Below are 24,888 nucleotides of genomic sequence, written 5' to 3' on the forward strand. Positions count from 1 at the left end.
CATGCACTGGCTCGACACAAAAGGGCACGAGCCTGGGCTGAACGCTACCGCGCCAGCCCAGGCTCGTGGTTACTGGTTTGTCCTGCTACTTCCCGGGAACCGTCGGGACCTTGATCTCACCGCTGATGATCTTGGCCTTGTAGCCGTCGATGTCAGAGGAGATGTCGTCCACGAAGCCACCTGACGTCGAGTAGCCGACGCCGTCCGCCTTCAGGTCGTACGTCTGGTAGCTCGTCAGCGGCTTGCCACCGTCGACTGACTTGATGAAGTCGTACGTCGCGGTGTCGACGCGCTTGAGCATCGACGTCAGGATGTGCGGCTGCTGCGTCTTGGTCGCCGTGAGGTACTGGTCGGAGTCGACACCGATCGCCCACTTGCCGTCGCCGGCCTCGACCGCGGCGTCGAAGACACCGGAGCCCGAGCCACCAGCAGCGTGGTAGACCACGTCAGCGCCCTTGTCGAACTCGCCCGTCGCGGCGGCCTTGCCACCGGCCGGATCGCCGAAGCCCTTGAGATCGGACTCCTGGATGTAGGAGACCTCGACCTTGATACCGGGCTTGGCGGCCTTGGCACCAGCGGTGTAGCCGGCCTCGAACTTCTTGATGAGGTCGTTGTGAACGCCACCGACGAAGCCGATCGTGCCGCTCTTGCTCTTCTCGGCAGCGGCCACGCCGACGAGGTAGGAGCCCTGCTCCTCGGCGAAACCGAGGTAGGCGACGTTGTCGTTGGCGTCCTTGTCCGGATCGAAACCGTCGATCACGCCGAAGTGGACGTCGGGGAAGTCAGGTGCGACCTTGTTGACCGACTCGCTGTAGGCGAAGCCGACACCGATGATCGCGGTGGCGCCGTTCTCGGCGAAGTTGCGCAGGCGGTCCTCACGAGCGGACTCGGCCTCACCGTCGGACGCCTCACCCTCGATGCAGGTCGCGTCGAACTCGTCGACAGCCTTCTTGAGGCCGACGTACGCCGAGTCGTTGAACGACTGGTCGCCGCGTCCGCCGACGTCGTAGGCGAGACCGATCTTCGGTCCATCGCCCTTGGCCGTCTTGCAGACATCCTTGCTGGCGGCGGGCTTGCCGCCGCCGTCACTGCCGCCACTGTCGCTGCTCCCACAGCCCGCAAGAGCGAGCGCGGCAACGGCAGCGACGGCGGAAAGCTTCGTCAATCGACGCAAAATTCCTCCTCGATACGGAGCCGGGAGCCCGGCACGTCCTCAGACCCTAGTTCCCGACGGGTCCTCAGGGGAGCGACAAGACGACATTCAGCGCAGTTGATACCGATTCGTAACCTGCCACCGACGAGGGCTGCGAGGTCAGGACACCGCGGCGCAGGCGAGGACCTTGGCGCCGATCGCGATCGCGCGCTCGTCGATGCGCAGGTTGCCCTGGTGCAGGTCGTACGTCGGACCGTCGGGCGTGCGGGTGCCAAGCCGGCCCATCGCACCGGGCACGGCCTCGACGTACCAGGCGAAGTCCTCGCCGCCGAGGCTCTGCGCGGTCGAGGCGACGCCACTGGGACCGATCGCCTCGGTGACGGCACGGCGCATGATCTCGGTGGCGCCGAAGTCGTTGACCACCGGAGGGACGCCGCGCGTGTAGGTCACGTCGGCGCTGACCCCGAAGGGCTCGATGATGTCGCTGATCAGGCCGCGTACGAGGTGCTCGGCCTGGTGCCAGGCGGCGGCGTCGAGCATGCGGAGGGTGCCGCTGAGCTCGCCCGTCGACGGGATGACGTTGGCGGCGTTGCCGGAGTGGATCTGGCCCCACACCATGCTCGCGCCGGCGCGGGGATCGAATCGGCGGGACAGCACGGCGGGCAGCTGCGTCAGCAGGCTGCCGAGGGCGTAGGTGAGGTCCTCCGTCAGGTGCGGGCGGGACGTGTGTCCGCCGCGGCCGCTGAGCTGCACGTGGATGTGGTCGGAGGCGCCCGTGATCGGGCCTTCGCGCAGTCCGACGTGGCCGACGTCGAGCGACGGGTCGCAGTGCAGCGCGAAGATCCGCGAGACCCCGCGCAGGGCGCCGGCAGCCAGCAGCTTGAGCGCGCCGCCGGGCATGACCTCCTCGGCGGGCTGGAAGATCAGGCGTACGCGCACGGGAAGCTTCTGGTCGGCGTCGGCCTGGGCCAGCGCGACGGCGGCCCCCAGCATCGCGGCGACGTGGACGTCGTGGCCGCACGAGTGCGAGACACCCGGGACGCTCGACTTCCACGGGTCCTGGGACGTGTCGACCACCGGCAGCCCGTCGAGGTCGGCGCGCAGCGCGACGATCGGCCCGCCGTCGGGGCCGATCTCGGCCATCAGCCCGGTGCCCTCGAAGCGTTCGTAGGAGATGCCGCTCTTGTCCATCCACGTCGCGACCAGGTCGGTCGTACGCTCCTCGTGCCACGAGAGCTCGGGATAGGCGTGCAGCTCACGCCGCACCTCGATGAGGTCGGGCGTGACCACATCGATGGATCGCGCGAGTGCGTCGGACAAGGACATCTGCTCAGGATATCGCTGATTCGCCGGCTCCCCGGCACTCCGCCTGCGGATGGACGCCGGGGAGGCCCGATAGGGTGCCGGCATGGATGACGGCTTCCCAGGCGACTCAGCGTTCGACGCCATGTTCACGATCGTTCCGGTCCTCATGGTCCTCGTGCTCGTCGGCGGCATCGTGCTGACGGTCATGAACTGGAAGAAGGCCTCCGACGCGGGCGTCAACCCGCTGACGATGGAGACCGAGGCGATGACGACCCTGATCAACAGCAAGGCACTCGCGTCCGAGAAGCCGGTCGAGCAGCGGCTCGCCGACCTCGACGCGCTCCACGCGAAGGGCACGATCACGGCCGCCGAGCTGGCGACCGCTCGCGCCGAGGTGCTCAAGCACCTCTGAGCCCTAGGGCGTGGAGGCGGTCCGGACGGGACGTCGCACGGTCCAGCGCATGTCCCGTGCGAACGTCTCGAGCTCCGGGCGGTGGATGTCCTGCTTGTGCAGGTACCACAGCGTTCCGGCGGCGATGCCGAGCAGCGAGACCGCGCCGCCGCCGATCAGCATCCAGCGGGCGCCGAACTCCTCGCCGACCCAGCCGATCAGGGGAGCGCCGAGCGGCGTGCCGCCCATGAAGATCATGAGGTAGAGCGCCGCGACCCGGCCGCGCATCACGGCGCTCGTCGTCATCTGCATCATCGCGTTGGCCGAGGTGATCATGGTCAGGGCGCACAGCCCCAGGAGAGGCAGGACCGCGGCGAACGAGCCGTAGCCGGGCATCAGTCCTGAGACGATCTCGACGATCGAGAACGCAGCCCCGGCCAGCACGACGAACGCCAGACGGGGGCGCGACCGCCGCGCCGCGAGGAGCGATCCGATCAGCGAGCCGACCGCCATGATCGACGCGAGGATGCCGTACTCCCCCGCACCCTTGTGGAAGACCTCGGTCGCCATCAGCGCACTCGTCATCTGGAAGTTCATGCCGAACGTACCGACGAAGAACACGCAGGTCAGGATCAGGATGAGATCCGGGCGCGATCGTACGTATCGCACCCCGTCACGGACGGCGCCCTTGCGCGTGCCGGTGACCGGCGACGGCCGCAGGCGGCTCCCGTCGAGGAGCTGCAGCGAGACGAGGACCGCGACGTAGCTGATCGCGTTGGCCAGGATGACCCAACCGGTGGCTCGGACACCCGAGCCGAGCGCGGCGATCAGGACGCCGGCGAGGGCCGGACCGATCATGCGTGCGGAGTTGAACGACGCGGAGTTGAGGCCGACGGCGTTGGCAAGGTCGTCCTTGCCGACGATCTCGACGACGAACGACTGGCGGGCCGGCGCGTCGAACGCCGTGCCGATGCCGAACACGAACGCCAGGACGTAGACGTGCCACGCCTGGACCACCCCGGCGATCGCCAGGCCGCCGAGGACCGCCGCAGGAACGGCCATGGCGGTCTGGGTGAACCGCAGGACCGTGCGCTTGGGCACCCGGTCTGCGACGACACCGGCGATCGGCGAGAAGAGCAGGACGGGCAACAGCTGGAGCCCGGTCGTGATGCCGAGCGCCGTGCCGCTGTGGGTCAGCTGCAGGATCAGCCAGTCCTGCGCGACGCGCTGCATCCAGGTGCCGATGTTGGAGACGAGGGCGCCCATCGCATAGATGCGGTAGTTGCGGATCGACAGGGCCCGGAACGTGGGGCTCATCGGACACTCCGGTCCTTGAGCCTGTCGAAAGCACGTTTCGACAGGCTCAACGGGCGCAGACCGCGGCTTCGTGGGGTGGTCAACTCGCGGCCAACCGTTCCAGCAGTGCGGTCGCCTCCCTCAAGGTCTTGCGCTCGGCGGTCGTGAGCTCGGCGAGGCGCTGCGCGAGCCACTCGTCGCGGCGCAGCCGCTCCTCGGCCAGCACGGCATCGCCCTTGTCGGACACCGAGATGAGCACCTGGCGGCCGTCATCGGGGTGCGGCTCGCGGATCGCGAGGCCCTCGTCGACGAGGCACGTGATGGTGCGGGTGATGGAGGGCGGTTGAACCCTCTCGTAGGCGGCGATCGCGCTCGGGGTGGACGGCCCGAGCTTGAGGATCGAGCCGAGGACCGAGAGCTGCGTCGGCGTCAGGTCCGTCTGGCGCTCCTGGCGGAGGCGACGGTTGAGACGGGCCACCGACCGAGCGAGCTGGTGTGAGTCGGTGGGCATATCCTTAGCATACCTCATTACCTATGCTAACCAAAATGGATATCCCCCGCTCAGGGGATCTCACGCGGCCTGCCGCGTGGCAACATCGAAGGGTGAATCCGGCTCGTATCGTCCTGCGGCCCCTCGGGTCGAGCACGTGGCGCCGCTGGGTCTACCTGGTCCTCGGCGCTGCCGTCTTCACCCCTTACCTCGTCGTCGGTGTCTACCCCACGATGCTCGTCTGGGGCGACGGAGCCGCAGCCGTCACGGCCGCTGTCGCCGGCGGACTCGCGCTGATGGCGGGCGCCATCGCGTTGACGGCGATGCTCGAGGCGGTCCGGCAGCTCGAGGTCGTTGCGGCGAAGCAGCTGCTGCGCGGTCCCCTGGTCGCCGAGCTGATCCCGTCGTCCGTCAGCGGAGCCGACCGGGTGCGGGCGGGTGCGTTCTTCGCCCTGCACCTGGTGTCCGGAGGTCTCGTGGGCGTCGCGACGCTCATCGTGCTGCCCAGTGGCGTGACGTTCCTGCTCGGCGCGATCGGGATCGTCGACCTGGGCGGCGACGCGGCGTGGCAGGGGCAGTCACGGCCGGTCATGGCGCTCCTGGGGATCGGCTGCCTGGTCGGGTTCGCGTACGGCACCGCCGCCCTCGGCGCCCTGATGTCATGGGTGGCGCCGCGACTTCTCGGGCGGTCGTCGATGGCACGCCTGGCTGAGATGGAACGGGTCACCGGTGAGCTGTCGGAGCGCAACCGCCTGGCGCGCGACCTGCACGACTCGGTCGGGCACGCCCTCAGCGTCGTCGCCGTGCAGGCCGGCGCCGCCCGCAAGCTGCTCGACGCGGATCCGGAGTTCGCCCGCGACTCCCTCGCCGCGGTGGAGGCGGCGGCGAGCCAGGCACTGGCCGACCTCGACGGCGCCCTCGCGACGCTGCGCGACGAAGGACCACCGGGCCGCCGCAGGACGCTGGCCGACATCGACTCGTTGGTCAGCCAGAGCGCCGCGGCCGGCCTGGTGATCGACACCGAGCTCGCCGGCCCGGTCGCCTCGTTGCCCGAACCGTTGTCGAGCGACGCGTTCATGGTCGTGCAGGAGGCCCTCGGCAATGCCCTGCGGCATGCCGGCCCGGTCCCGGTGTCGCTGCGCGTCACGGTCGAGGACGGCGTCGTACGTCTGCACGTCTCGAACCCCGTGCCTGCGGCGCCTGCGGCTCCCCGGCCCTCCGGCGGCCGAGGCCTGCGATGGATGGCCGAGCGGGCCAGGTCGTACGGCGGCGGGATCGAGGCACGCGAGGTCGACGGCCGGTGGGAGCTCGACGTGACGATGCGGGTGGACGCATGACGACGGTCCTGGTCGTCGACGACGAGCCGCTGATCCGGCGCGGACTCGCTGCCGTGATCGACGCCGAGCCCGATCTCGAGGTCGTCGGTGAGGCCGTCGACGGCACCGAGGTCGTGCCACTGGCACGCCGGCACCGGCCGGACGTCGTGCTGATGGACGTGCGCATGCCGCGCATCGACGGCATCCGGGCCACCGAGCTGCTGCTCGCGGCGTTCGACGAGCCGCCGCACGTGCTGGTCGTCACGACGTTCGAGAACGACGAGTACGTCTACGACGCCCTGCGCGCCGGCGCGAGCGGGTTCCTGCTCAAGCGTGCCGGGCCCGAGCAGGTCGTCGAGGCGATCCGCGTCGTGGCCCGCGGCGAGTCGCTGCTCTTCCCGGCGGCGATCCGGTCGATGGCCGGGAGCCACCTCAGCACGCCGCGGTCCCGGACGTGGTCGCTGACCGAGCGCGAGGAGGAGGTCCTGCGCCTCGTCGCCCAAGGCGCGAGCAACGCCGAGATCGCCGCAGCCCTGTTCGTCACGGTCGAGACCGTCAAGACCCACGTCAGCAACGTGCTGGCCAAGCTGGGGGTCCGGGACCGGCTCCAGGCGGTCATCGAGGCGTACGAGACGGGGTTCATCGCGACCCGCTGAATCTCCCCCGAGCGCGCCAGCGAGCTCCCTCGTGCGAGCGATGGCGGACGCCGCCTGCCCGAGGACGGTGGAGACATGTCACCCACCGAACAGCACAACATCCTGGCTCGCACCACGCTGGTGTGGGCTCTGAGCTACGGCGCCGTGCGTACGTACTGGCAGCTCGACGGCCTGCCGTCGCACGTCTCGGCGATCGGCACGGACCTGGTGGTGTTCACCGGGTGGTGGAGCGTCGCGCTCTGTGGCGCCGCCGCTGCGCTGGCAGGCGCGATGCTGCGGCCGGGTCGCCGGGAGGCGGTTCCCGTGCTGGTCGGTGCAGGGATCGTGGCCGTCGCCCTGGTCGCCGCCTCGGTGATGCTCGTCCTCGACCTGGTCGGCAACGTGTTCCCGGGCATGGGCATCGACCGCTACCCGCTTGGCGCGGTCAGCCGTGTCGCCTGCGCGTCTGGCGGGGTGCTGCTCGCGCTCGCCGCCAGGTCGTTCCGGCAGCAGTCCGGCATCCGCCAGCGCGGCCTCGACCGCGTGCAGGCGGCGATGACACCTCTGGACCGCACGCCACGGTGGGCCTACGTCGCGGCGTACGTCTCGATGGCCGGCTGCCTCACCCGGATCGGTGCCCAAGCGGTCGTGGGGTTCGACGAGTCGCCGCTGTCGGGCATGGCCTTCGAGGGCTGCTTCGTCCTCGCCGGGACGCTCCTGCCGCTCGCGCTCGTGCACTCGTGGGGGATGGTGTGGCCGCGCTGGGTCGTGGGGCTCGCCGGACGGCGGGTGCCTCGGCGACTGGTGCTCTGGCCCGGTGCCGGAGTCTCCGTCATGATCGTCACCTACTTCGGCGTGATGCTCGGCCAGATGGTCGTCGAGCGGCTCCACGGCCGCAACCCGTTCCCTCCGGATGGCCGGATGGACCTGCCGGAGACGTTCTTCTGGGTCGCCGTCCCGGCGTACCTGGTGTGGGGTGCGGCGCTGGGCGTCGCCGCGATCGCGTACCACCGGCGGACCCGCTCCCGCGGGGGATCAGGATCGCTCCCGCGAGGGATGGGCGAAGCGCCGCGAATGAGCAGGCTGGACGCATGACAGTCGTTGACACCAGGCCACGCGAGGCCCGGACCCGCCGCATCGCGCACCTCGTACCGCTCCTCACCCTGCCGTCCGGCCTCTGGCGCATCGCGCTCGTCGTCGGGTTGCCGATGACCAATGCCGACGTCGGCGGCTTCTGGATGCGGGTCTACATCGTCTCGCTGACGCTGGTGTCGGAGGGCGCGGCCCTGATGACCCTCGGTCTCGTCCAGCCATGGGGCGAGGTCGCGCCTCGCTGGATCCCGTTGATCGGCGGCCGGCCCGTACGACCTCTGGCCGCGTTCGTCCCGGCCATCACCGGCGCCACGGTCCTGACCGCGCTCTGGACGTGGGTCTTCTGGGGCATGGCGGGCAGCGAGTTCTACGACTACTTCAACGGCCCGCAGGCGGTCATCGTGACCCTCTGCTACCTGCCCCTGCTCCTCTGGGGCCCCCTGCTGGCGGTGGTGGCCGTCGCCTACCTGCGCCGCCGGCGCGCGCCGCAGGCACGGCGCCGGTAGCCGAGTTTTGAAGCGTTGCGCAGGTTCCCGGCGTGGAGAACCTGCGCAACGCTTCGAAAGGTGGGATCAGGCCTTGCCGTGCGCCAGGGCGCCGAGCAGATCGCGGTTGAGCTGCGCGATCGTGTCGAGCGGGATGCCCTTGGGGCACGCCGACGTGCACTCGCCGATGTTGGTGCAGCTGCCGAAGCCCTCGTGGTCGTGCTGCTCCACCATGCCGATGACCCGCGACTCGCGCTCGGGCTGACCCTGGGGCAGCAGGCCGAGGTGCGTGATCTTGGCGGCCGTGAACAGCATCGCCGAGCCGTTGGGGCACGCCGCGACGCACGCGCCACAGCCGATGCAGGTCGCCGCGTCGAACGCGTGGTCGGCGTCGTCCTTGGGGACGGGCACGGCGTGCGCGTCGGGGGCCGAACCGGTCGGCGCGCTGATGTAGCCACCGGCCTGGATGATCCGGTCGAACGCCGAACGGTCGACGACGAGGTCCTTGACGACCGGGAACGCGCCCGCACGCCACGGCTCGACGTCGATGACGGCGCCGTCCTCGAAGCTGCGCATGTGCAGCTGGCACGTCGTGGTGACCTCGGGGCCGTGCGCGATGCCGTTGATCACGACGCCGCACATGCCACAGATGCCCTCACGGCAGTCGTGGTCGAACGCGATGGGGTCGTCGCCGGACAGCGTGAGCTGCTCGTTGAGGACGTCGAGCATCTCGAGGAACGACATGTGCTCGCTGACGTTCTCGACGCCGTAGGTGACCATCCGGCCCTTGTCGTCGGCGTTCTTCTGACGCCACACCCTGACGGTGATGTTCACTTGTAGCTCCTGGACTTCATCTCGACGTACTCGTACTCCAGCGGTTCCTTGTGCAGCATGGGCTGCTCGTCGCCGAACTCCCACGCCGAGACGTACGCGAACTCGTCGTCGTGACGCAGCGCCTCGCCGTCCTCGGTCTGGCTCTCGGCGCGGAAGTGCCCACCGCACGACTCGCGGCGGTTGAGCGCGTCGATGCACATGAGCTCGCCGAGCTCGAAGAAGTCGGCGACGCGGCCGGCGCGCTCGAGGGTCTGGTTGAGCTCCTCGTTGACGCCGGTGACCTTGACGTTGGACCAGAAGTCGGCCTTGAGGTCGCGGATCATGCTGATGGCCTTGATCAGGCCCTCCTCGGTCCGCTCCATGCCGCAGTAGTCCCACATGATCTGGCCCAGCTCCTTGTGGAACGAGTCCACCGTGCGGGTGCCGTTGATCGACAGGAACTTCTCGATCCGCTCCTCGACCGCCGTGCGAGCGGCGACGACCTCGGGGTGCGAGTCGTCGATCTTCTCGTACGGGCCGTCGGCCAGGTAGTTGGCGATCGTGTAGGGCAGGACGAAGTAGCCGTCGGCCAGTCCCTGCATCAGGGCGGAGGCACCGAGGCGGTTGGCGCCGTGCTCGGAGAAGTTGGCCTCACCGGCGACGAACAGGCCCTCGAGGTTGCTCTGCAGGTCGTAGTCGACCCACAGGCCGCCCATCGTGTAGTGCACCGCGGGGTAGATGCGCATCGGCTGCTCGTACGGGTTCTCGCCGGTGATCTGCGCGTACATGTCGAAGAGGTTGCCGTACTTGGCCTCGACCTCGTGGCGGCCGAGGCGCGCGATCGCGTCGGCGAAGTCGAGGTAGACGCCCAGTCCTCCGGGGCCGACGCCCTTGCCGGCGTCGCACTGGTACTTGGCGGCGCGCGAGGCGATGTCGCGCGGCACCAGGTTGCCGAACGCCGGGTAGATGCGCTCGAGGTAGTAGTCGCGCTCGTCCTCGGGGATGTCGCTGGGGGCGCGGTCGTCGCCGGCCTTCTTGGGCACCCAGATCCGGCCGTCGTTGCGCAGCGACTCCGACATCAAGGTGAGCTTGGACTGGTAGTCGCCGCTGACCGGGATGCAGGTCGGGTGGATCTGCGTGTAGCAGGGGTTCGCGAAGTAGGCGCCCTTGCGGTGCGCGCGCCACGTGGCGGTGACGTTGCAACCCATCGCGTTGGTCGACAGGAAGAACACGTTGCCGTAGCCACCCGTGGCCAGCACGACGGCGTCGGCGGTGTGCGTCTCGATCTCGCCGCTGACCATGTCGCGGACGATGATGCCGCGGGCCTTGCCGTCGATCATGATGAGCTCGAGCATCTCGTGCCGGGTGTTCATCTCGACGGTGCCGGCGGCGATCTGGCGCTCGAGCGCCTGGTAGGCGCCGATCAGCAGCTGCTGGCCGGTCTGGCCGCGGGCGTAGAACGTACGGGACACCTGCACGCCACCGAACGAGCGGTTGTCGAGCAGTCCGCCGTACTCACGCGCGAACGGGACGCCCTGTGCGACGCACTGGTCGATGATGTTCACCGACACCTGGGCGAGGCGGTAGACGTTGGACTCGCGGGCGCGGAAGTCGCCGCCCTTGACCGTGTCGTAGAACAGCCGGTAGATGCTGTCGCCGTCGTTGCGGTAGTTCTTGGCCGCGTTGATGCCGCCCTGTGCGGCGATCGAGTGCGCCCGACGCGGGCTGTCCTGGTAGCAGAAGCTCTTGACCTGGTAGCCGGCCTCGCCGAGCGTAGCGGCTGCGGAGGCACCCGCGAGGCCGGTGCCGACGACGATGACGCTGAGCTTGCGGCGGTTGGCCGGGTTGACGAGCTTGGTGCTGAACTTGCGCTCGTCCCACCGACGCTCGATCGGGCCCGCAGGCGCCTTGGTGTCGTGGATGTCCTCGCCGACGGCGTGGAACTGTTCGGAGACGTTCGTGGTCATGTCAGCCTCCCAAGCCGAAGAAGTAGATGGCGAACGGCGGCGCGAGGAAGCCGATCGTGATGAGCGCGGCGATGACGATCGCCGCCGAGTTCCAGAACGAGTCGCGCCGCTTGGCGCTGTAGTTCTGGCCGAGCGTCGTCAGCGCGCTCCAGAAGCCGTGCCACAGGTGGAAGCCGACGGCGATCATCGCGACGGTGTAGGCCAGCAGGACCCAGAAGTGCTGGAAGCTGTTGTGCAGCTTGCCGTAGGGCGTGTCCGCGGCACCGCCGGGATGGATGTCGTTGGTCGTCAGGTTGAGGATGTGGAAGACGATGAAGAGCGCGATCGTCACGCCGCCCCAGCGCATCGTGAACGAGGCATAGCTCCGCTGGATGCCGGTCTTGTTCTGCTTGGTCTGGTAGCGCTTGGCGCCGACGTAGCCGGCCGCCTTCTTGTTGCGCCGCCACAGGTTGATCGCCGTGTAGGCGTGGATGATGACCGCGGCCAGCAGCACGACGCGGATGATCCACAGCAGGCCTTCGCGCGGCAGGATCGGCGTCAGCATCGTGCGCAGGTGGTGCGCGTACTCGTTGAACGAGTCCGGCCCCGCGAACGCCTTGAGGTTGCCGTACATGTGCGCCAGCAGGTAGGCCACCATGATGAGGCCGGACACCGCCATCGCGTATTTCTGCGCGACGGTGGACCTACGGGCCGACGGTCGCTTGCTCAGTTGGGTAGTCGCCACAACTCGCCAGCCTAGGACCGGTTGCGCACTTCCGCAAAGGCATAGTGAGGGAAGGGTTCATAGCCATCGGCTATGGACCCGCGATTCGCCATGCCCTACGGGGTCAGCCCTTCGCTGCGCGCTTCTTGCGCCGGATCAACGGGTCGAACTTGAGGTCGACGACGCGCTCCTTGAGCGGGATCAGCGCGTTGTCGGTGATCTTGATGTGCTCGGGGCAGACCTCGGTGCAGCACTTGGTGATGTTGCAGTAGCCCAGGCCGTGCTCGTCCTGCGCGGCCTCCTTGCGGTTGAGGCCCTGCTCGGCCGCCGCGTCGAGCGGGTGCATGTCGAGCTCGGCGACCCGCATGAGGAAGCGTGGCCCGGCGAACGCGGGCTTGTTCTCCTCGTGGTCGCGCAGCACGTGGCACGTGTCCTGGCACAGGAAGCACTCGATGCACTTGCGGAACTCCTGCGACCGCTCGACGTCGACCTGCTGCATGCGGTAGTCGCCGGGTGCGACGCCCTCGGGCGGCACGAACGCCCGCACCTCGCGGGCCTTCTCGTAGTTGAACGACACGTCGGTGACGAGGTCGCGGATGACCGGGAACGTACGCATCGGAGTGACCACGATCGGCTCACCCGGAGGCAGCGTCGACATGCGCGTCATGCACAGCAGACGCGGACGGCCGTTGATCTCGGCACTGCACGAGCCGCACTTGCCGGCCTTGCAGTTCCAGCGGACCGCGAGATCCGGGGCCTGCGTCGCCTGGATGCGATGGATGATGTCGAGGACGACCTCACCTTCATTGACCTCGACGTCGTAGTCGGCGAAGTCGCCGCCCTCGTCGTCGCCGCGCCACACGCGGAAGCGCTCCTGGTTGCCCATCTAGATCCTTCCGCCCAGCTCTGCCGTGGTGAAGTACTTGCCGAGCTCATCGCTCTCGAACAGGTCGAGCAGGTCCTCGCGCACCGGGATCTGCTCCTTGCGCTCGACGTCGATCGTGCCGTCGTCGTTGAGCGTGCAGACCAGCAGGACGTGGCGCCACTCGGGGTCCATCGTCGGGTAGTCGTCGCGCGTGTGACCCCCGCGGCTCTCGGTGCGCAGGATCGCCGCCTTGGCGACGCACTCGCTGACCAGCAGCATGTTGCGCAGGTCGAGCGCGAGGTGCCAGCCGGGGTTGAACTGGCGGTGACCCTCGACCACGACGTGCTCGCCGCGCGCCTTGAGGCCCTCGAGCTTGTCGAGCGCCTCCTGGATCTCCTCCTCCTTGCGGATGATGCCGACCAGGTCGTTCATGGTCTGCTGGAGCTCCTGGTGCAGCGTGTAGGGATTCTCCGACCCGTCCTGCCCGCCGTCACCGAATGCGGCGACGGACCGGCGGGCCGCGACCTGGACGTCGTCGTCGCTGATCGCCGGCCGCTGCGCGCCGAGCGAGTCGACGTACTGCGCTGCGCCGGCCCCGGCCCTGCGGCCGAACACCAGCAGGTCCGACAGCGAGTTGCCGCCGAGCCGGTTTGAGCCGTGCATGCCACCCGAGCACTCGCCCGCCGCGAACAGTCCGGCGACCGAGGCCGCGCCGGTGTCGGGATCGACCTCGACGCCACCCATGACGTAGTGGCACGTGGGACCGACCTCCATCGGCTCCTTGGTGATGTCGACGTCCGCGAGCTCCTTGAACTGGTGGTGCATCGACGGCAGCTTCTTGACGATGACCTCGGCCTTGAGCCGGCTCGACACGTCGAGGTAGACACCGCCGTGCGGGGTGCCGCGGCCGGCCTTGACCTCGGAGTTGATCGCGCGGGCGACCTCGTCACGGGGCAGCAGCTCGGGAGGACGACGGTTGTTGTCGGCATCGGTGTACCAGCGATCCGCCTCCTCCTCGGTCGTCGCGTACTGCGCCTTGAACACGTCCGGGATGTAGTCGAACATGAACCGCTTGCCCTCGGAGTTGGTCAGCACGCCACCGTCACCGCGTACGGACTCGGTGACGAGGATGCCCTTGACCGACGGCGGCCAGACCATGCCCGTGGGGTGGAACTGGATGAACTCCATGTTGATGAGCGACGCGCCGGCCCGCAGGGCGAGCGCGTGACCGTCGCCGGTGTACTCCCAGGAGTTGCTGGTGACCTTGAACGACTTGCCGATGCCGCCGGTCGCGAGGATGATCGCCGGCGCCTCGAAGACGAGGTGGCGGCCGGACTCGCGCCAGTAGGCCAGCGCGCCGGAGATCCGGTCGCCGTCCTTCGTGAGGTCGGTGACGGTGCACTCGGCGAAGACCTTGATCCTGGCCTCGTAGTCACCCGTCGCGGCGAAGTCCTCCTGCTGCAGCGACACGATCTTCTGCTGGAGCGTGCGGATCAGCTCGAGGCCCGTGCGGTCGCCGACGTGCGCGAGTCGCGGATAGGTGTGGCCGCCGAAGTTGCGCTGGCTGATCTTGCCGTCGGGCGTACGGTCGAACACCGCGCCGTAGGTCTCGAGCTCCCAGACGCGGTCGGGTGCCTCCTTGGCGTGCAGCTCGGCCATGCGCCAGTTGTTGAGGAACTTGCCGCCCCGCATGGTGTCACCGAAGTGCACCATCCAGTTGTCCTTGTCGTTGACGTTGCCCATCGACGCGGCACAGCCGCCCTCGGCCATCACGGTGTGGGCCTTGCCGAACAGCGACTTGCTGATGATCGCGGTCTTCTTGCCCTGCTCGCGCGCCTCGATCGCCGCCCTCAGGCCGGCGCCACCGGCTCCGATGACGATGACGTCGTACGACAGTCGTTCGATCTCGGTCATGCACGACCCTTCTCGGTCTGTTGGGTGTCAGTTGATGATGCGGGGGTCGGAGAACCAGCCCGCCGAGACGGCCATGATGTAGAAGTCGGTCACGGCCAGGGTGCCGAGCGTCAGCCACGCGAGCTGCATGTGCTTGCCGTTGAGCCGCGTGACCCAGCCCCAGAGCTTGTAGCGCACGGGGTGCTGGGAGAAGTGGTTGAGCCGGCCGCCGATGATGCTGCGGCACGAGTGGCACGAGGCGGTGTAGGCCCACAGCGCGACGACGTTGCCCAGCAGCACGAGGTTGCCCAGGCCGATGCCGAGCTCGCCGTCACCGGTCTCGAACGCCTTGATCGCGTCGTAGGTGTTGATCAGCGAGATCAGCACCGCGGCGTAGAAGAAGTAGCGGTGCAGGTTCTGCCCGATCAGCGGGAACCGGGTCTCGCCGGTGTACTTCGCGTGGGGCTCGGCGACCGCGCAGGCCGGCGGCGAGAACCAGAACGCCCGGTAGTAGGCCTTGCGGTAGTAGTAGCAGGTCATCCGGAACAGCAGCAGGAACGGCAGCGTCAGTGCGGCGTACGGCAGCCACCAGACATCAGGCAGGAACGTGCCGAAGTGCGAGGACTCCGGGACGCAGCCGTTGGAGATGCACGGCGAGTAGAACGGCGTCAGGTAGTTGTAGTCGCCGACGAAGTAGTCCTTCTGCTGGAACACCCGCACGGTCGCGTACGTGATCCAGGCGATCAGCCCGACCGCGGTCGTCAGCGGTGGGATCCACCAGCGATCGGTGCGCAGGGTGCGGGCGGCGATCGCAGCCCGGCCCGCGCCGGCTTCCGGAGACGAAGTGGTTCGCAGTGTGGCCACCGTCACACAGTAAGGGCGGCGTACCCATCCGCCAAGTCATTGTGAGGTCGCCTTTCATAGCCGTCGACTATCGTGGCGGACGTGCAGATCCAGCAGCTCGCGTACTTCGTCGCCGTGGCCCGCACGCGCCATTTCACCCGCGCCGCCGAGCTGACCGGGGTCTCCCAGCCCAGCCTCTCCAAGCAGATCCGCGTGCTCGAGAACTCGCTGGGCACGCCGCTGTTCGTCCGCAACCGCGGCGCGATCGAGCTCACCAGCGCCGGCGAGGCCCTGCTGCCGCACGCCCAGCGCATCCTGATCGACAGCGAGAGCGCCGAGCGCACCGTGCGCGAGGTCGCGACGCTGCGCCGCGGGCGCGTACGCATGGGGGCCACGCCGTCGCTGTGCGAGGGGCTGCTGCCCGAGGCGCTCAAGGAGTTCCACGCCTCCTACCCCGACATCGAGCTCGAGGTGCAGGAGGCCGGGTCGCGCGTGCTGACCCGCGAGCTCGCCGACGGCCGGCTCGATGTCGCGCTGCTGATCGTCCCGCTGCACAACGCCGATCCCGACATCCAGACGACACCGATCCTGCGCGAACGCCTGGTGCTGGCGAGCCCGGCCGACGCGGACCTCCCCGACCGCCTCGAGATCCGCGACCTCGAGGACCTGCCCCTCGTGATGTTCCGCGAGGGCTACGACTTGCGCGAGGTGACGCTCGGCGCCTGCGCCGATGCGGGCTTCGAGCCGAAGCTCTCGGTCGAGGGCGGCGAGATGAGCGCCGTGCTCAGGTTCGTGCAGGCCGGTCTCGGTCACGCCGTGGTGCCGAGCATGGTGCTGACGACCCGTCCGCACCTCAAGGCCACGCAGCTCGACAGTCCCTCGCTCGAGCGCGTCATCGCCCTCGCGCACCGCAGCACCGAGGCGCTGCCGCTCGCCGCCCGCGCGTTCAAGTCCGAGCTGCTCAAGCACCTCAAGACCGTCGTCTCCGAGGACCTCGGAATCGTCTGACACGGGCGCCCGGCGGGTCTAGGCTCCCGGGATGCGCATGCGCCGCCTCGTCTGCATCGGCACCCTCGTCGCCCTGTCCGCATGTGGCGGTGGCAGCGACAGCGGATCTGACGGGCCGGCCGCATCAGCTCCCCTGTCGAAGGTGCAGGCGCAGAAGGCGCTGCTCACGATCGGCGACTTCGAGTCGGACTGGAAGGCCGTGCCCGTCGACGACTCGGACGCCGCCATCACGATCACCAAGGGCGACCCGTCGTGCTCTGCACTGGCGAACGGCCCGGGCGACAAGGCGCCGACCAGCGTCGAGTCGTCATTCTCCCGGGCCGACCAGGCGTCGATGGACGACACCGTCGAGTCGTACGGCAGCAGCGCCAAGGCGACCAAGGAGTGGCGTGCCCACCTCAAGGACATCTCCGCCTGCCACGCGTTCACCCTCGGAGGATCCGGCACCCCGAGCGTCGAGGTCGAGGTCACGCCGGCCGAGGTCACCGACCTCGGCGACGAGGCCGCCGCGTTCCAGGCGACCGGGACCGTCCAGGGCGTCACGATGAACCTCGACCTGGTGACCGTCAGGACCGGCCGGAACGTCGTCGCGATCACGACCTTGGCGTTCAACGACCGGCCGCCGCGGGACAAGCTCGAGCAGAAGGTGCAGACGATGCTCGATCGGCTCGACGCACTGGACGACGCGAGCTGACAGCGACTACGAGGGGCCGAGCGCGAAGGTGTGCTGCGGGACCCAGCCCGCGACGTCGTCGTGATGGTAGAGGGCGAACTCGTCGACCGAGAACTGGCACTCGAACGAGCTGAGCTCGTCGTACGCCCGGTCGAGGCTCGCGTCGTCGAGATTGTGCGCGATCGTGACGTGCGGGTGGAACGGGAACTCCGGCTCGGGGGCGTCGAGTGCCCGACGGACGCACTTGGCCAGCATCTCGGTGTAGGAGATGCCCTGGCTCACCGCGACGAACACGACCGGTGACACCGGACGGAACGTGCCGGTGCCCCGCAGCCGCATGGGGAACGGCGGCATCGTCGCCGACGCACGCCGAAGCGCTGCGTAGACGTCATCGAGCTCGTCCGGGGCGTAGTCGACCGGTGGGATCAGGGTCACGTGGCTCGGCACGGTCTCGGCCATCGGGTCACCGAAGGCGGCTCGCATCGAGCGCAGCTGGCTGCCGTACGGCTCCGGCACCGGGATCGCGATCCCGATCGTGAGGCGGTCCGTGGTCATACCGGACGCACGAATCCGGAACGGTCGTAGACGAGGTCGAGCGTGACCGACGCGACCTCGCGCGCACGCTCGGCACCCTTGGCGAGGATGCGGTCGAGCTCGCCGCGATCGCTCAGGAGCTCCCGGGTCCGCGCACCGAAGGGCTCGACGAAGTCGGACACGATCTGCGCCAGCGCGACCTTGAAGGCGCCGTACTGCTGGCCCTCGTACTGCGCGACGATCTCGTCGATCGACTGGCCCGTCAGCGCCGAGTAGATCGTCAGCAGGTTGGAGATGCCGGGCTTCTCAGCGACGTCGAAGCGGATGTCACTGCCGGAGTCGGTGATCGCCGAGCGGATCTTCTTGGCGGCCTTCTTGGGGTCGTCGAGCAGGTCGATCACTCCGTTGGGCGACGACTGCGACTTGCTCATCTTGTTGGTCGGTTCCTGCAGGTCGTAGATCTTCGAGACGCCCTTGACGATGTGCGGCTTGGGCACCGTGAACGTCTCGCCGAAGCGGTGGTTGAACCGCTGCGCGAGGTCGCGGGTCAGCTCGACGTGCTGCCGCTGGTCCTCGCCGACCGGGACGCTGTCGGCCTGGTAGACGAGGATGTCGGCCGCCATGAGGATCGGATAGGTGAACAGGCCGACGCTCGCGGAGTCGGAGCCGCCCTTGACGGTCTTGTCCTTGAACTGCGTCATGCGGCTCGCCTCGCCGAAGCCCGTGATGCCGCTGAGCACCCAGGCGAGCTGCGCGTGCTCGGGCACGTGGCTCTGCGCGAACAGCGCGCTGCGCTGCGGGTCGACGCCGGCGGCGAGCAGCTGCGCGGCGGCGATGTAGGTGCGTTCGCGCAGCGCGGCCGGGTCGTACTCGATCGTGATCGCGTGCAGGTCGGGGATGAAGTAGAACGCCTCGAACTCGTCCTGGAGGGCGACCCACTGCTTGAACGCGCCGAAGTAGTTGCCGAGATGGTACGAGTCGGCGGTCGGCTGGGCGCCGGACAGGACTCGGGGGCGACGGTCAGCGGACATGGACGGCATTCTGCCAGCCACCACGTACGTCGTAGGGTCGGGGCGTGACAGACGTGCGCCGGTGGGATGTGCCCGGACGAGTGAACCTGATTGGCGAGCACCTCGACTACAACGGCGGACCCGTCCTGCCGATGGCGATCGACCGCTCACTGACGATCAAGGTGCGGCCTCGCGACGACGAGACGGTCAACCTGTGGTCCGACCTGCCGGGCTCGTCCAAGGTCACGTTCGGCACCGGCGTGCAGCCCGGCGACCTCGACGGCTGGGCCGTGTACGCCGCCGGAATCGTCTGGAGCTTCATGTCGTCGGGGCATCGCTTCGAGGGCGCCGACATCGTCGTCGAGTCCCGCATCCCGTCGGGCGCCGGCATGTCGTCGTCGGCGGCGCTGACCTGCGGCATCGCGTCGGCGCTCAACGAGCTGCACGGCTACGGCCTCGGCCGCACCGACCTGGCGCTCCTGGCGCAGCGCGCCGAGCACGACTTCGTCGGCGCACCCGTCGGGCTCATGGACCAGCTCGCGGTGCTCTACGGCGAGGCCGGGCACGCGGTGCTGATGGACACCGCCCAGTCGCCGCCGACCACCGAGACCGTCCCGGTCACGTGGGAGGACGACGGCCTCGCGCTGCTCGCGATCAACACGCGGGCCCACCACTCGCTCGCCGACGGTGAGTACGCCGCCCGGCGCACCGAGTGCGAGCAGGCCGCCGCCGAGCTCGGCGTCACCTGGCTCGCCGAGGCGACCCTCGACGCCACGATCGCCCTGACCGACGAGACGCTCAAGGCGCGGACCCGGCACGTGCTGACCGAGACCGCGCGCGTACGCGGTGCCGTCAACGCGATCAGCCGCCGCGCGTGGACGCAGCTCGGCACGATCTTCACCGCCTCCCACGCGTCCCTGCGTGACGACTTCCAGGTCAGCTGCCCCGAGCTCGACGTCGCCGTCGAGGCCGCGCTCGAGGCCGACGCACTCGGCGCGCGGATGACCGGCGGCGGCTTCGGCGGCAGCGCGATCGCTCTGGTGCCGGTCGACCGCGTGGCAGCCGTACGCGAACGGGTCGAGGCCCGGTTCGCCGCGCAGCAGTGGCGCGAGCCCGAGGTCTTCGTCGTACGTCCCGCCGACGGCGCTCACCTCGTCGAGTGACCAGGTCTGGGAGACTGGGCGCGTGAGCACCAAGCAGCGGATCGCGTACCAGGGGGAACCCGGCGCGAACTCCCACATCGTCGCCCGGGAGCACTACCCCGAGTGGGAGGCCGTGGCGTGCGCGTCGTTCGAGGACGCGTTCGCGGCCGTCACCAACGGCGACGCGGACCTCGCGATGATCCCGATCGACAACTCGATCGCCGGCCGGGTGTCCGACATCCACCACTTCCTGCCGACGTCGGGGCTGCACATCGTCGCCGAGCACTTCCTGCGCATCCAGTTCAGCCTGCTCGGCGTGCCCGGGTCGAGCCTCGACACGATCAAGACCGTCCACAGCCACGTGCACGCCCTGGGCCAGTGCCGCAAGATCATCAAGAAGTACGGCCTCACGCCGATCATCTCCGGCGACACCGCCGGCGCCGCTCGCGAGATCGCCGACGCCGCCGATCCGAGCCAGGCCGCGATCTCGCCGCCGCTGGCCGCTGAGATCTACGGCCTCGAGGTGCTGGCCTCCGACGTCGAGGACGAGGACCACAACACGACCCGGTTCGTCGTGCTGTCGCGGGAGGCCAGGCGGGCGCCGGCCGGCAACGGCCCGACCGTCACGAGCTTCATCTTCAACGTCCGCAACCTCCCCGCCGCGCTCTACAAGGCGCTCGGCGGCTTCGCGACCAACGGCGTCAACATGACCAAGCTCGAGAGCTACATGGTCGGCGGGGAGTTCACCGCGACCCAGTTCCTCGCCGAGGTCGACGGCCATCCCGAGGACACCCCCCTTCGACGCGCGCTCGAGGAGCTCGAGTTCTTCACGACCGACGTCAAGATTCTCGGGGTGTACCCGGCCGACCCGTTCCGCTCGCTCAACCCATGACGCGCGCCGCATGAAGTGGCCGCTCAACGTCCCGGTTCTGAGCGACGGGGTCGTGACCCTGCGGGCACACGTACCGGCCGACACCGATGCGCTGGTCGAGATGGCCAACGACCCCGTGATGCAGCGGTGGACGGCGATCCCGGTCCCCAACACCCGCGAGATGAGCGAGCAGTACGCGTTCACCGTGATCCCGCGCGGGTGGAACGACGGCCAGCACCGGGGGTGGGCGATCGAGGTCGACGGCCGCTTCGCCGGCAACGTCGACATCCGGCAGACACCCATCGCCGACATCGGGTTCGCGCTGCATCCGTGGGCCCGGGGTCGTGGCGCCATGACCCGCGCCGTACGCCTCGCGGTCGACTGGGCGCTCAGCGAGGGCGGCGTCGAGATCGTGCACTGGCGCTCCCACGTCGGCAACGAGGCGTCGCTGCGAGTGGCCCACCAGACCGGGTTCAGCCTCCACGGGCTCGTGCCGGGCATGCTGCACGAACGCGGTCACGTCCTCGACGCCTGGACCGGCTCGTTCCGCTTCGGGGACAGTCCCCTACCTCGTACGGCCTGGGCCGAGTCGGCGGTGCTGGAGTCTGACCGCCTTCGCCTCCGGCCGTTCACGGAGGCCGACGTGCCGCGCGTCGTCGAAGCCTGCAGCGACCCGGTCACGCGACACTTCCTGGCCGGCCTCCCCCACCCCTACACACCGGCCATCGCCCGCAGCTATCTCGCCGACTGCGTGTGGCAGGCCGCGACCGGAGCCAAGGCGACATGGGCGATCGCCGATCGCGACACCGACGAGATGCTCGGCAACATCGCGGTCATGGACATGCTCGGCATCAACCCCACGTCGGGCGAGATCGGCTACTGGATGCACCCCGCGGCACGGGGTCAGGGCCTCATGACCGAGGCCGTGCGGATGGTCGTGCGCCACGCGCTCGACCCCGACGGTCTCGACCGGCGCCGCCTCGTCCTCTATGCCGCTGCCGACAACCCCGCGAGCAATGCGGTGGCGGTCGCCGCCGGCTACCGGCACTACGGCACCCAGCGGGCGGCCGAGCGCCTGGGCGACGGGTCCTTCGACGACCTGCACGGCTACGAGCTGCTGCGCTGACCCGGTTCTGTCGCACCCGGTCGCCAGACTTGGTTGCGGTACGCATACGTCGTGCTATATATTCCACGTGGAATAGTTGGCGCGGAATGAACCGGGAGGAGCATCGATGACCCTGACACCGTTGGCGATCGCCGCCCTCGCCCTCGTCAACGAGCGGCCGATGCATCCCTACGAGATGTACCAGCTGCTGCTCGACCGCCGAGAGGACCGCATGATCAAGGTCCGCCCCGGCTCGCTCTACCACACGGTCGAGCGGCTCCATGCAGCCAAGCTCCTCGAGGTCACCGGCACCACGCGCGAGGGCAACCGGCCCGAGCGCACGACCTACGCCATGACCGACGCCGGGCGTGAGGCACTCACCGCACGCATCAGGGAGCTGCTCAGCCGCCCGGTCCGCGAGTACCCGCACTTCCCCGTCGCACTCGACGAGGCGCACAACCTGCCGCCCGAGCAGGCGGCCGCCGACCTCACGGCGTACGCCGACACGCTCGACGAGGAGATCCTCGAGATCTCCACCGTGCTCGACGGGGTGCGCGAACGCGACCTCGCCGAGGCCTACTGGATCGGCGGCGACTACCTGCTCAGCATCACGATCTTCCAGCGCGACTGGATCCGCACCCTCATCACCCGCATCGAGAGCAAGGAGCTCACGTGGCAACCTCCCCAGCACTGAAGACCGACCTGCCCGACGACTACCGGCCATGGCCGGCCCTCTGGGCGATGGTCATCGGCTTCTTCATGATCCTCGTCGACAACACGATCGTCTCGGTCGCGACGCCGGCGATCTCGACCGACCTCGATGCCGACGTCAACAGCGTCATCTGGGTCACCAGCGCCTATCTCCTGGCCTACGCCGTCCCGCTCCTCGTGACCGGGCGACTGGGTGACCGCTTCGGGCCCAAGAACGTCTACCTCCTCGGACTGGTCATCTTCACGCTCGCCTCGTTGTGGTGCGGCCTCACCGGCAGCATCGAGATGCTGATCCTCGCTCGAGTCGTCCAGGGCATCGGCGCGTCGCTCATCACGCCTCAGACCATGGCCGTCATCACCCGCACGTTCCCCGCGGCCAAGCGCGGCAGCGCGATGGCGCTGTGGGGCGCCACGGCCGGAGTCGCGACCCTCGTCGGCCCGATCCTCGGCGGCGTCCTGGTCGACAGCCTCGGCTGGGAGTGGATCTTCTTCATCAACGTGCCGGTCGGCATCGTCGGTTTCGTCCTGGCGTGGCGACTCGTCCCGGTCCTGCCGACCCACACGCACAGCTTCGACTGGCTCGGCGTCGCGCTGAGCGGCATCGGCGTCTTCCTCGTCGTGTTCGGCATCCAGGAGGGTGAGAAGTACGACTGGGGCACGATCTCCGGCATCATCAGCGTCCCGCTGCTCATCGTCCTCGGCGTCCTGGTGTTCGCCGCCTTCATCTGGTGGCAGGGCCGCATCCGCAAGGAGCCGCTCGTGCCGCTCGGGCTGTTCCGCGACCGCAACTTCTCGCTGGGCAACGGCGGCATCGCGATGGTCTCGCTGGCAATCACCGCCATGGCGCTGCCGTTCCAGTTCTACGCCCAGGGTGCGCGCGGCTGGAGCCCGACCGAGTCGGCCCTCCTGATGGCGCCCATGGCTGTCGTGCTGATGGTCCTGTCGCCGTTCGTGGGCAAGCTCGTCGACAAGGTCCACCCGCGCAACATCACGATGGTGGGCTTCGGAACGGCCGTGATCTCGATGGGCTGGCTGGCGCTGATCATCGACCCGGGCACCCCGGTCTGGCAGATGCTGCTGCCCATGGCGCTGTTCGGCGTCTCCAACGCCTGCATGTGGGCGCCGCTCGGGGCCACCGCGACCCGCAACCTGCCGATGAGCTCGGCCGGATCCGGTGCCGGCGTCTACAACACGACGCGCCAGATCGGCGCGGTCCTCGGCAGCGCGGCCGTCGCGGCGCTGATCCAGGCGCGGCTCACCGCCAACGGGTTCGCCGGCTCGTCCGACACCCTGCAGGCGTCGGGCAAGCGCATGCCCGAGCAGATCCAGGGACCGTTCTCGGACGCGATGGCGCAGTCGCTCATCCTGCCCGTCGTCGCGTTCGCGGTCGGCTTCGTCCTGATGATCTTCTTCGCCAAGCCGTCGCACGCCGGTCACGCCGGTGCGAGCGCGGCGGCGGAGCCGGTGCCCGTGGCCGAGTGACATCAGTCGAAGGCACCCGTCCAGACCTACAGTGGGCGGGTGCCTTCGACGAACATCCTGACCCTGTCGTGCCCCGACCGGCCGGGCCTCGTCTATGCCGTCACGCGTTGGATCGCGGAGGCCGGCGGCAACATCCTCGACAGCCAGCAGTTCTCCGACACGAGCGACGACGAGTTCTTCCTCCGGGTGCACTTCACGCTGCTCGACACGGTCCCGGTCGACGACCTCAGCGACCGGTTCGCCGCACTCGCCACCGGGCACCGCATGGCATACCGGTTGGTCGTCGCCGAGACGCCGATGCGCACTCTCGTGCTGGTGTCCAGGGAGGGACACTGCCTCAACGACCTGCTCTACCGGCAGAGCACCGGCGCACTCAACATCGAGATCCCGGCGATCGTCTCCAACCACCCCGACCTCGAGCGGCTCGCCGCCGCGTACGACGTGCCGTTCCACCACGTGCCGGTCGTCGACAAGGCTGACGCCGAGGCCCGGATGCTGACCCTGGTCGACGAGCTCGACATCGATCTCGTGGTGCTGGCCCGCTACATGCAGATCCTGTCGGACGAGACCTGCCGGCAGCTCGAGGGCCGGGCCATCAACATCCACCACAGCTTCCTGCCGAGCTTCAAGGGCGCGCGGCCCTATCAGCAGGCGCACGACCGCGGGGTCAAGCTGATCGGGGCGACCGCCCACTACGTCACCGCTGCGCTCGACGAGGGGCCGATCATCGACCAGGGCGTGCTGCGCGTCGACCACCGGATGACCGCGACCGACCTGGCTCGCGTGGGTCGCGACGTCGAGTCGCAGACCCTCTCGCGGGCCGTGCAGCTGCACGCGGAGTCGCGGGTCCTGATGAACGGCCCCCGCACCGTCGTGTTTGCCTGAACCAGGCGAGCGCAGCGAGTTCGCGTTCAGGCAGGTTTGGGGGTCCCCCCACGAGCTCTGCGAGTAGGGGGCGCGATCGCGGCGAAGCCGCCTGATGACGAAACCTCGCGAGATGCATTCCCAGCGCGACCACGACCCGCGATGTGACCTGCACCATCTCGACATGCAGGCACACGTCTCGCATCCTGAGATTTGTCCTGACGACTCCTGAACGCACCTA

Annotated in this window: 25 protein-coding genes; 13 read left to right on the top strand and 12 right to left on the bottom strand. The window is 68.9% G+C overall.

What is annotated here, in order from left to right:
- Positions 1 to 85 precede the first annotated feature (85 nt).
- Positions 86 to 1,165: a BMP family protein gene (locus ASE12_RS07470; protein WP_235508866.1), complete on the bottom strand. Its 1,080-nt coding sequence runs from the start codon at positions 1,163 to 1,165 to the stop codon at positions 86 to 88.
- A gap of 147 nt (positions 1,166 to 1,312) precedes the next feature.
- Positions 1,313 to 2,479 (bottom strand): amidohydrolase, encoded by a 1,167-nt coding sequence (locus ASE12_RS07475; protein ID WP_056398888.1) that lies wholly within the window; start codon positions 2,477 to 2,479, stop codon positions 1,313 to 1,315.
- Positions 2,480 to 2,561: 82 nt separating this feature from the next.
- Here ASE12_RS07475 and ASE12_RS07480 point away from each other — a divergent pair, with 82 nt between their 5' ends.
- Complete coding sequence (locus tag ASE12_RS07480) at positions 2,562 to 2,870, top strand: hypothetical protein (protein ID WP_056398891.1); 309 nt, start codon at positions 2,562 to 2,564, stop codon at positions 2,868 to 2,870.
- 3 nt (positions 2,871 to 2,873) lie between these two features.
- On the opposite strand, the gene ASE12_RS07485 is transcribed toward ASE12_RS07480, so the two are convergent.
- Positions 2,874 to 4,166 (bottom strand): MFS transporter, encoded by a 1,293-nt coding sequence (locus tag ASE12_RS07485; protein WP_056398893.1) that lies wholly within the window; start codon positions 4,164 to 4,166, stop codon positions 2,874 to 2,876.
- 79 nt (positions 4,167 to 4,245) lie between these two features.
- The gene (locus ASE12_RS07490; protein ID WP_056398895.1) at positions 4,246 to 4,656 is read right to left on the bottom strand and encodes a MarR family winged helix-turn-helix transcriptional regulator; all 411 of its coding nucleotides are present in this window, start codon (positions 4,654 to 4,656) and stop codon (positions 4,246 to 4,248) included.
- A 92-nt stretch (positions 4,657 to 4,748) separates the two neighbouring features.
- Between ASE12_RS07490 and ASE12_RS07495 the strand changes: the two genes are divergently transcribed.
- The 4 genes from ASE12_RS07495 (at position 4,749) to ASE12_RS07510 (ending at position 8,184) form a co-directional block, all read left to right on the top strand.
- Complete coding sequence (locus ASE12_RS07495) at positions 4,749 to 5,972, top strand: sensor histidine kinase (RefSeq protein WP_056398898.1); 1,224 nt, start codon at positions 4,749 to 4,751, stop codon at positions 5,970 to 5,972.
- Positions 5,969 to 6,607 (top strand): response regulator transcription factor, encoded by a 639-nt coding sequence (locus ASE12_RS07500; RefSeq protein ID WP_056398899.1) that lies wholly within the window; start codon positions 5,969 to 5,971, stop codon positions 6,605 to 6,607. Before ASE12_RS07495 ends, ASE12_RS07500 begins: the two co-directional genes overlap by 4 nt.
- A gap of 75 nt (positions 6,608 to 6,682) precedes the next feature.
- Complete coding sequence (locus tag ASE12_RS07505; RefSeq protein WP_056398902.1) at positions 6,683 to 7,681, top strand: hypothetical protein; 999 nt, start codon at positions 6,683 to 6,685, stop codon at positions 7,679 to 7,681.
- The gene (locus tag ASE12_RS07510) at positions 7,678 to 8,184 is read left to right on the top strand and encodes a hypothetical protein (RefSeq protein WP_056398903.1); all 507 of its coding nucleotides are present in this window, start codon (positions 7,678 to 7,680) and stop codon (positions 8,182 to 8,184) included. The genes ASE12_RS07505 and ASE12_RS07510 overlap by 4 nt, the downstream gene beginning before the upstream one ends.
- Before the next feature lie 66 nt (positions 8,185 to 8,250).
- Here the strand turns inward: ASE12_RS07510 and ASE12_RS07515 are convergent, their stop codons facing one another.
- The 6 genes from ASE12_RS07515 to ASE12_RS07540 form a co-directional block, all read right to left on the bottom strand.
- Positions 8,251 to 8,997, bottom strand: coding sequence for a succinate dehydrogenase/fumarate reductase iron-sulfur subunit (locus ASE12_RS07515; protein WP_056398905.1), 747 nt, complete (start codon positions 8,995 to 8,997; stop codon positions 8,251 to 8,253).
- Positions 8,994 to 10,943: a fumarate reductase/succinate dehydrogenase flavoprotein subunit gene (locus tag ASE12_RS07520; RefSeq protein ID WP_056398907.1), complete on the bottom strand. Its 1,950-nt coding sequence runs from the start codon at positions 10,941 to 10,943 to the stop codon at positions 8,994 to 8,996. Before ASE12_RS07520 ends, ASE12_RS07515 begins: the two co-directional genes overlap by 4 nt.
- 1 nt (position 10,944) lies before the next feature.
- Entirely contained in the window at positions 10,945 to 11,601 is a 657-nt protein-coding gene (locus ASE12_RS07525) for a succinate dehydrogenase cytochrome b subunit (RefSeq protein ID WP_056398910.1), read from the bottom strand.
- 169 nt (positions 11,602 to 11,770) lie between these two features.
- Positions 11,771 to 12,532 (bottom strand): succinate dehydrogenase/fumarate reductase iron-sulfur subunit, encoded by a 762-nt coding sequence (locus ASE12_RS07530; RefSeq protein WP_056398911.1) that lies wholly within the window; start codon positions 12,530 to 12,532, stop codon positions 11,771 to 11,773.
- On the bottom strand, positions 12,533 to 14,425 hold the full coding sequence (locus tag ASE12_RS07535; protein ID WP_056398914.1) for a fumarate reductase/succinate dehydrogenase flavoprotein subunit: 1,893 nt from the start codon (positions 14,423 to 14,425) through the stop codon (positions 12,533 to 12,535).
- Positions 14,426 to 14,452: 27 nt separating this feature from the next.
- Positions 14,453 to 15,268 (bottom strand): hypothetical protein, encoded by an 816-nt coding sequence (locus tag ASE12_RS07540; protein WP_200954981.1) that lies wholly within the window; start codon positions 15,266 to 15,268, stop codon positions 14,453 to 14,455.
- Between the two features lie 81 nt (positions 15,269 to 15,349).
- On the opposite strand from ASE12_RS07540, the gene ASE12_RS07545 reads away from it, so the two are divergent.
- Positions 15,350 to 16,255, top strand: a complete 906-nt coding sequence (locus ASE12_RS07545) for a LysR family transcriptional regulator (RefSeq protein WP_056404634.1) — start codon at positions 15,350 to 15,352, stop codon at positions 16,253 to 16,255.
- A 31-nt stretch (positions 16,256 to 16,286) separates the two neighbouring features.
- A complete protein-coding gene (locus tag ASE12_RS07550; RefSeq protein ID WP_056398919.1) occupies positions 16,287 to 16,949 on the top strand; it encodes a hypothetical protein in 663 nt (220 codons plus the stop codon).
- Positions 16,950 to 16,955: 6 nt separating this feature from the next.
- Here the strand turns inward: ASE12_RS07550 and ASE12_RS07555 are convergent, their stop codons facing one another.
- Together ASE12_RS07555 and trpS are read right to left on the bottom strand one after the other, a co-directional pair.
- Positions 16,956 to 17,483 carry a 2'-5' RNA ligase family protein gene (locus tag ASE12_RS07555; protein WP_056398922.1) on the bottom strand — a complete coding sequence of 176 codons (528 nt, stop codon included), beginning with the start codon at positions 17,481 to 17,483 and terminating at the stop codon, positions 16,956 to 16,958.
- Positions 17,480 to 18,502, bottom strand: coding sequence for a tryptophan--tRNA ligase (gene trpS, locus ASE12_RS07560; protein WP_157412844.1), 1,023 nt, complete (start codon positions 18,500 to 18,502; stop codon positions 17,480 to 17,482). The genes ASE12_RS07555 and trpS overlap by 4 nt, the downstream gene beginning before the upstream one ends.
- Positions 18,503 to 18,537: 35 nt before the next feature.
- Between trpS and galK the strand changes: the two genes are divergently transcribed.
- The 6 genes from galK to purU all read left to right on the top strand — a co-directional run bounded on the left by galK (position 18,538) and on the right by purU (position 24,668).
- Positions 18,538 to 19,635 carry a galactokinase gene (gene galK / locus ASE12_RS07565; RefSeq protein WP_082582146.1) on the top strand — a complete coding sequence of 366 codons (1,098 nt, stop codon included), beginning with the start codon at positions 18,538 to 18,540 and terminating at the stop codon, positions 19,633 to 19,635.
- Positions 19,636 to 19,657: 22 nt separating this feature from the next.
- Positions 19,658 to 20,506 carry a prephenate dehydratase gene (locus tag ASE12_RS07570; protein WP_056398928.1) on the top strand — a complete coding sequence of 283 codons (849 nt, stop codon included), beginning with the start codon at positions 19,658 to 19,660 and terminating at the stop codon, positions 20,504 to 20,506.
- 10 nt (positions 20,507 to 20,516) lie between these two features.
- Positions 20,517 to 21,611 carry a GNAT family N-acetyltransferase gene (locus tag ASE12_RS07575; protein WP_056398932.1) on the top strand — a complete coding sequence of 365 codons (1,095 nt, stop codon included), beginning with the start codon at positions 20,517 to 20,519 and terminating at the stop codon, positions 21,609 to 21,611.
- A 106-nt stretch (positions 21,612 to 21,717) separates the two neighbouring features.
- Positions 21,718 to 22,284 (top strand): PadR family transcriptional regulator, encoded by a 567-nt coding sequence (locus ASE12_RS07580; protein WP_056398933.1) that lies wholly within the window; start codon positions 21,718 to 21,720, stop codon positions 22,282 to 22,284.
- Entirely contained in the window at positions 22,263 to 23,783 is a 1,521-nt protein-coding gene (locus ASE12_RS07585; protein ID WP_369797174.1) for a DHA2 family efflux MFS transporter permease subunit, read from the top strand. Before ASE12_RS07580 ends, ASE12_RS07585 begins: the two co-directional genes overlap by 22 nt.
- Positions 23,784 to 23,822: 39 nt before the next feature.
- The gene (purU, locus tag ASE12_RS07590; protein ID WP_056398934.1) at positions 23,823 to 24,668 is read left to right on the top strand and encodes a formyltetrahydrofolate deformylase; all 846 of its coding nucleotides are present in this window, start codon (positions 23,823 to 23,825) and stop codon (positions 24,666 to 24,668) included.
- The last annotated feature ends 220 nt before the right edge of the window (positions 24,669 to 24,888 follow it).

Source organism: Aeromicrobium sp. Root236 (assembly GCF_001428805.1).
In the GTDB taxonomy this organism is placed as follows: Bacteria; Actinomycetota; Actinomycetes; order Propionibacteriales; family Nocardioidaceae; genus Aeromicrobium.

Excerpts from the sequence above, each read along its gene's own strand:
- ASE12_RS07520 (WP_056398907.1), bottom strand. The coding sequence starts at position 10,943 with ATGACCACGAACGTCTCCGAACAGTTCCACGCCGTCGGCGAGGACATC.
- ASE12_RS07480 (WP_056398891.1), top strand. The coding sequence starts at position 2,562 with ATGGATGACGGCTTCCCAGGCGACTCAGCGTTCGACGCCATGTTCACG.
- ASE12_RS07485 (WP_056398893.1), bottom strand. The coding sequence starts at position 4,166 with ATGAGCCCCACGTTCCGGGCCCTGTCGATCCGCAACTACCGCATCTAT.
- ASE12_RS07530 (WP_056398911.1), bottom strand. The coding sequence starts at position 12,532 with ATGGGCAACCAGGAGCGCTTCCGCGTGTGGCGCGGCGACGACGAGGGC.
- ASE12_RS07525 (WP_056398910.1), bottom strand. The coding sequence starts at position 11,601 with ATGGCGGTGTCCGGCCTCATCATGGTGGCCTACCTGCTGGCGCACATG.
- ASE12_RS07535 (WP_056398914.1), bottom strand. The coding sequence starts at position 14,425 with ATGACCGAGATCGAACGACTGTCGTACGACGTCATCGTCATCGGAGCC.
- ASE12_RS07580 (WP_056398933.1), top strand. The coding sequence starts at position 21,718 with ATGACCCTGACACCGTTGGCGATCGCCGCCCTCGCCCTCGTCAACGAG.
- ASE12_RS07555 (WP_056398922.1), bottom strand. The coding sequence starts at position 17,483 with ATGACCACGGACCGCCTCACGATCGGGATCGCGATCCCGGTGCCGGAG.
- ASE12_RS07510 (WP_056398903.1), top strand. The coding sequence starts at position 7,678 with ATGACAGTCGTTGACACCAGGCCACGCGAGGCCCGGACCCGCCGCATC.
- ASE12_RS07575 (WP_056398932.1), top strand. The coding sequence starts at position 20,517 with ATGAAGTGGCCGCTCAACGTCCCGGTTCTGAGCGACGGGGTCGTGACC.
- ASE12_RS07550 (WP_056398919.1), top strand. The coding sequence starts at position 16,287 with ATGCGCATGCGCCGCCTCGTCTGCATCGGCACCCTCGTCGCCCTGTCC.
- ASE12_RS07490 (WP_056398895.1), bottom strand. The coding sequence starts at position 4,656 with ATGCCCACCGACTCACACCAGCTCGCTCGGTCGGTGGCCCGTCTCAAC.
- trpS (WP_157412844.1), bottom strand. The coding sequence starts at position 18,502 with ATGCCGTCCATGTCCGCTGACCGTCGCCCCCGAGTCCTGTCCGGCGCC.
- ASE12_RS07500 (WP_056398899.1), top strand. The coding sequence starts at position 5,969 with ATGACGACGGTCCTGGTCGTCGACGACGAGCCGCTGATCCGGCGCGGA.
- ASE12_RS07475 (WP_056398888.1), bottom strand. The coding sequence starts at position 2,479 with ATGTCCTTGTCCGACGCACTCGCGCGATCCATCGATGTGGTCACGCCC.
- ASE12_RS07505 (WP_056398902.1), top strand. The coding sequence starts at position 6,683 with ATGTCACCCACCGAACAGCACAACATCCTGGCTCGCACCACGCTGGTG.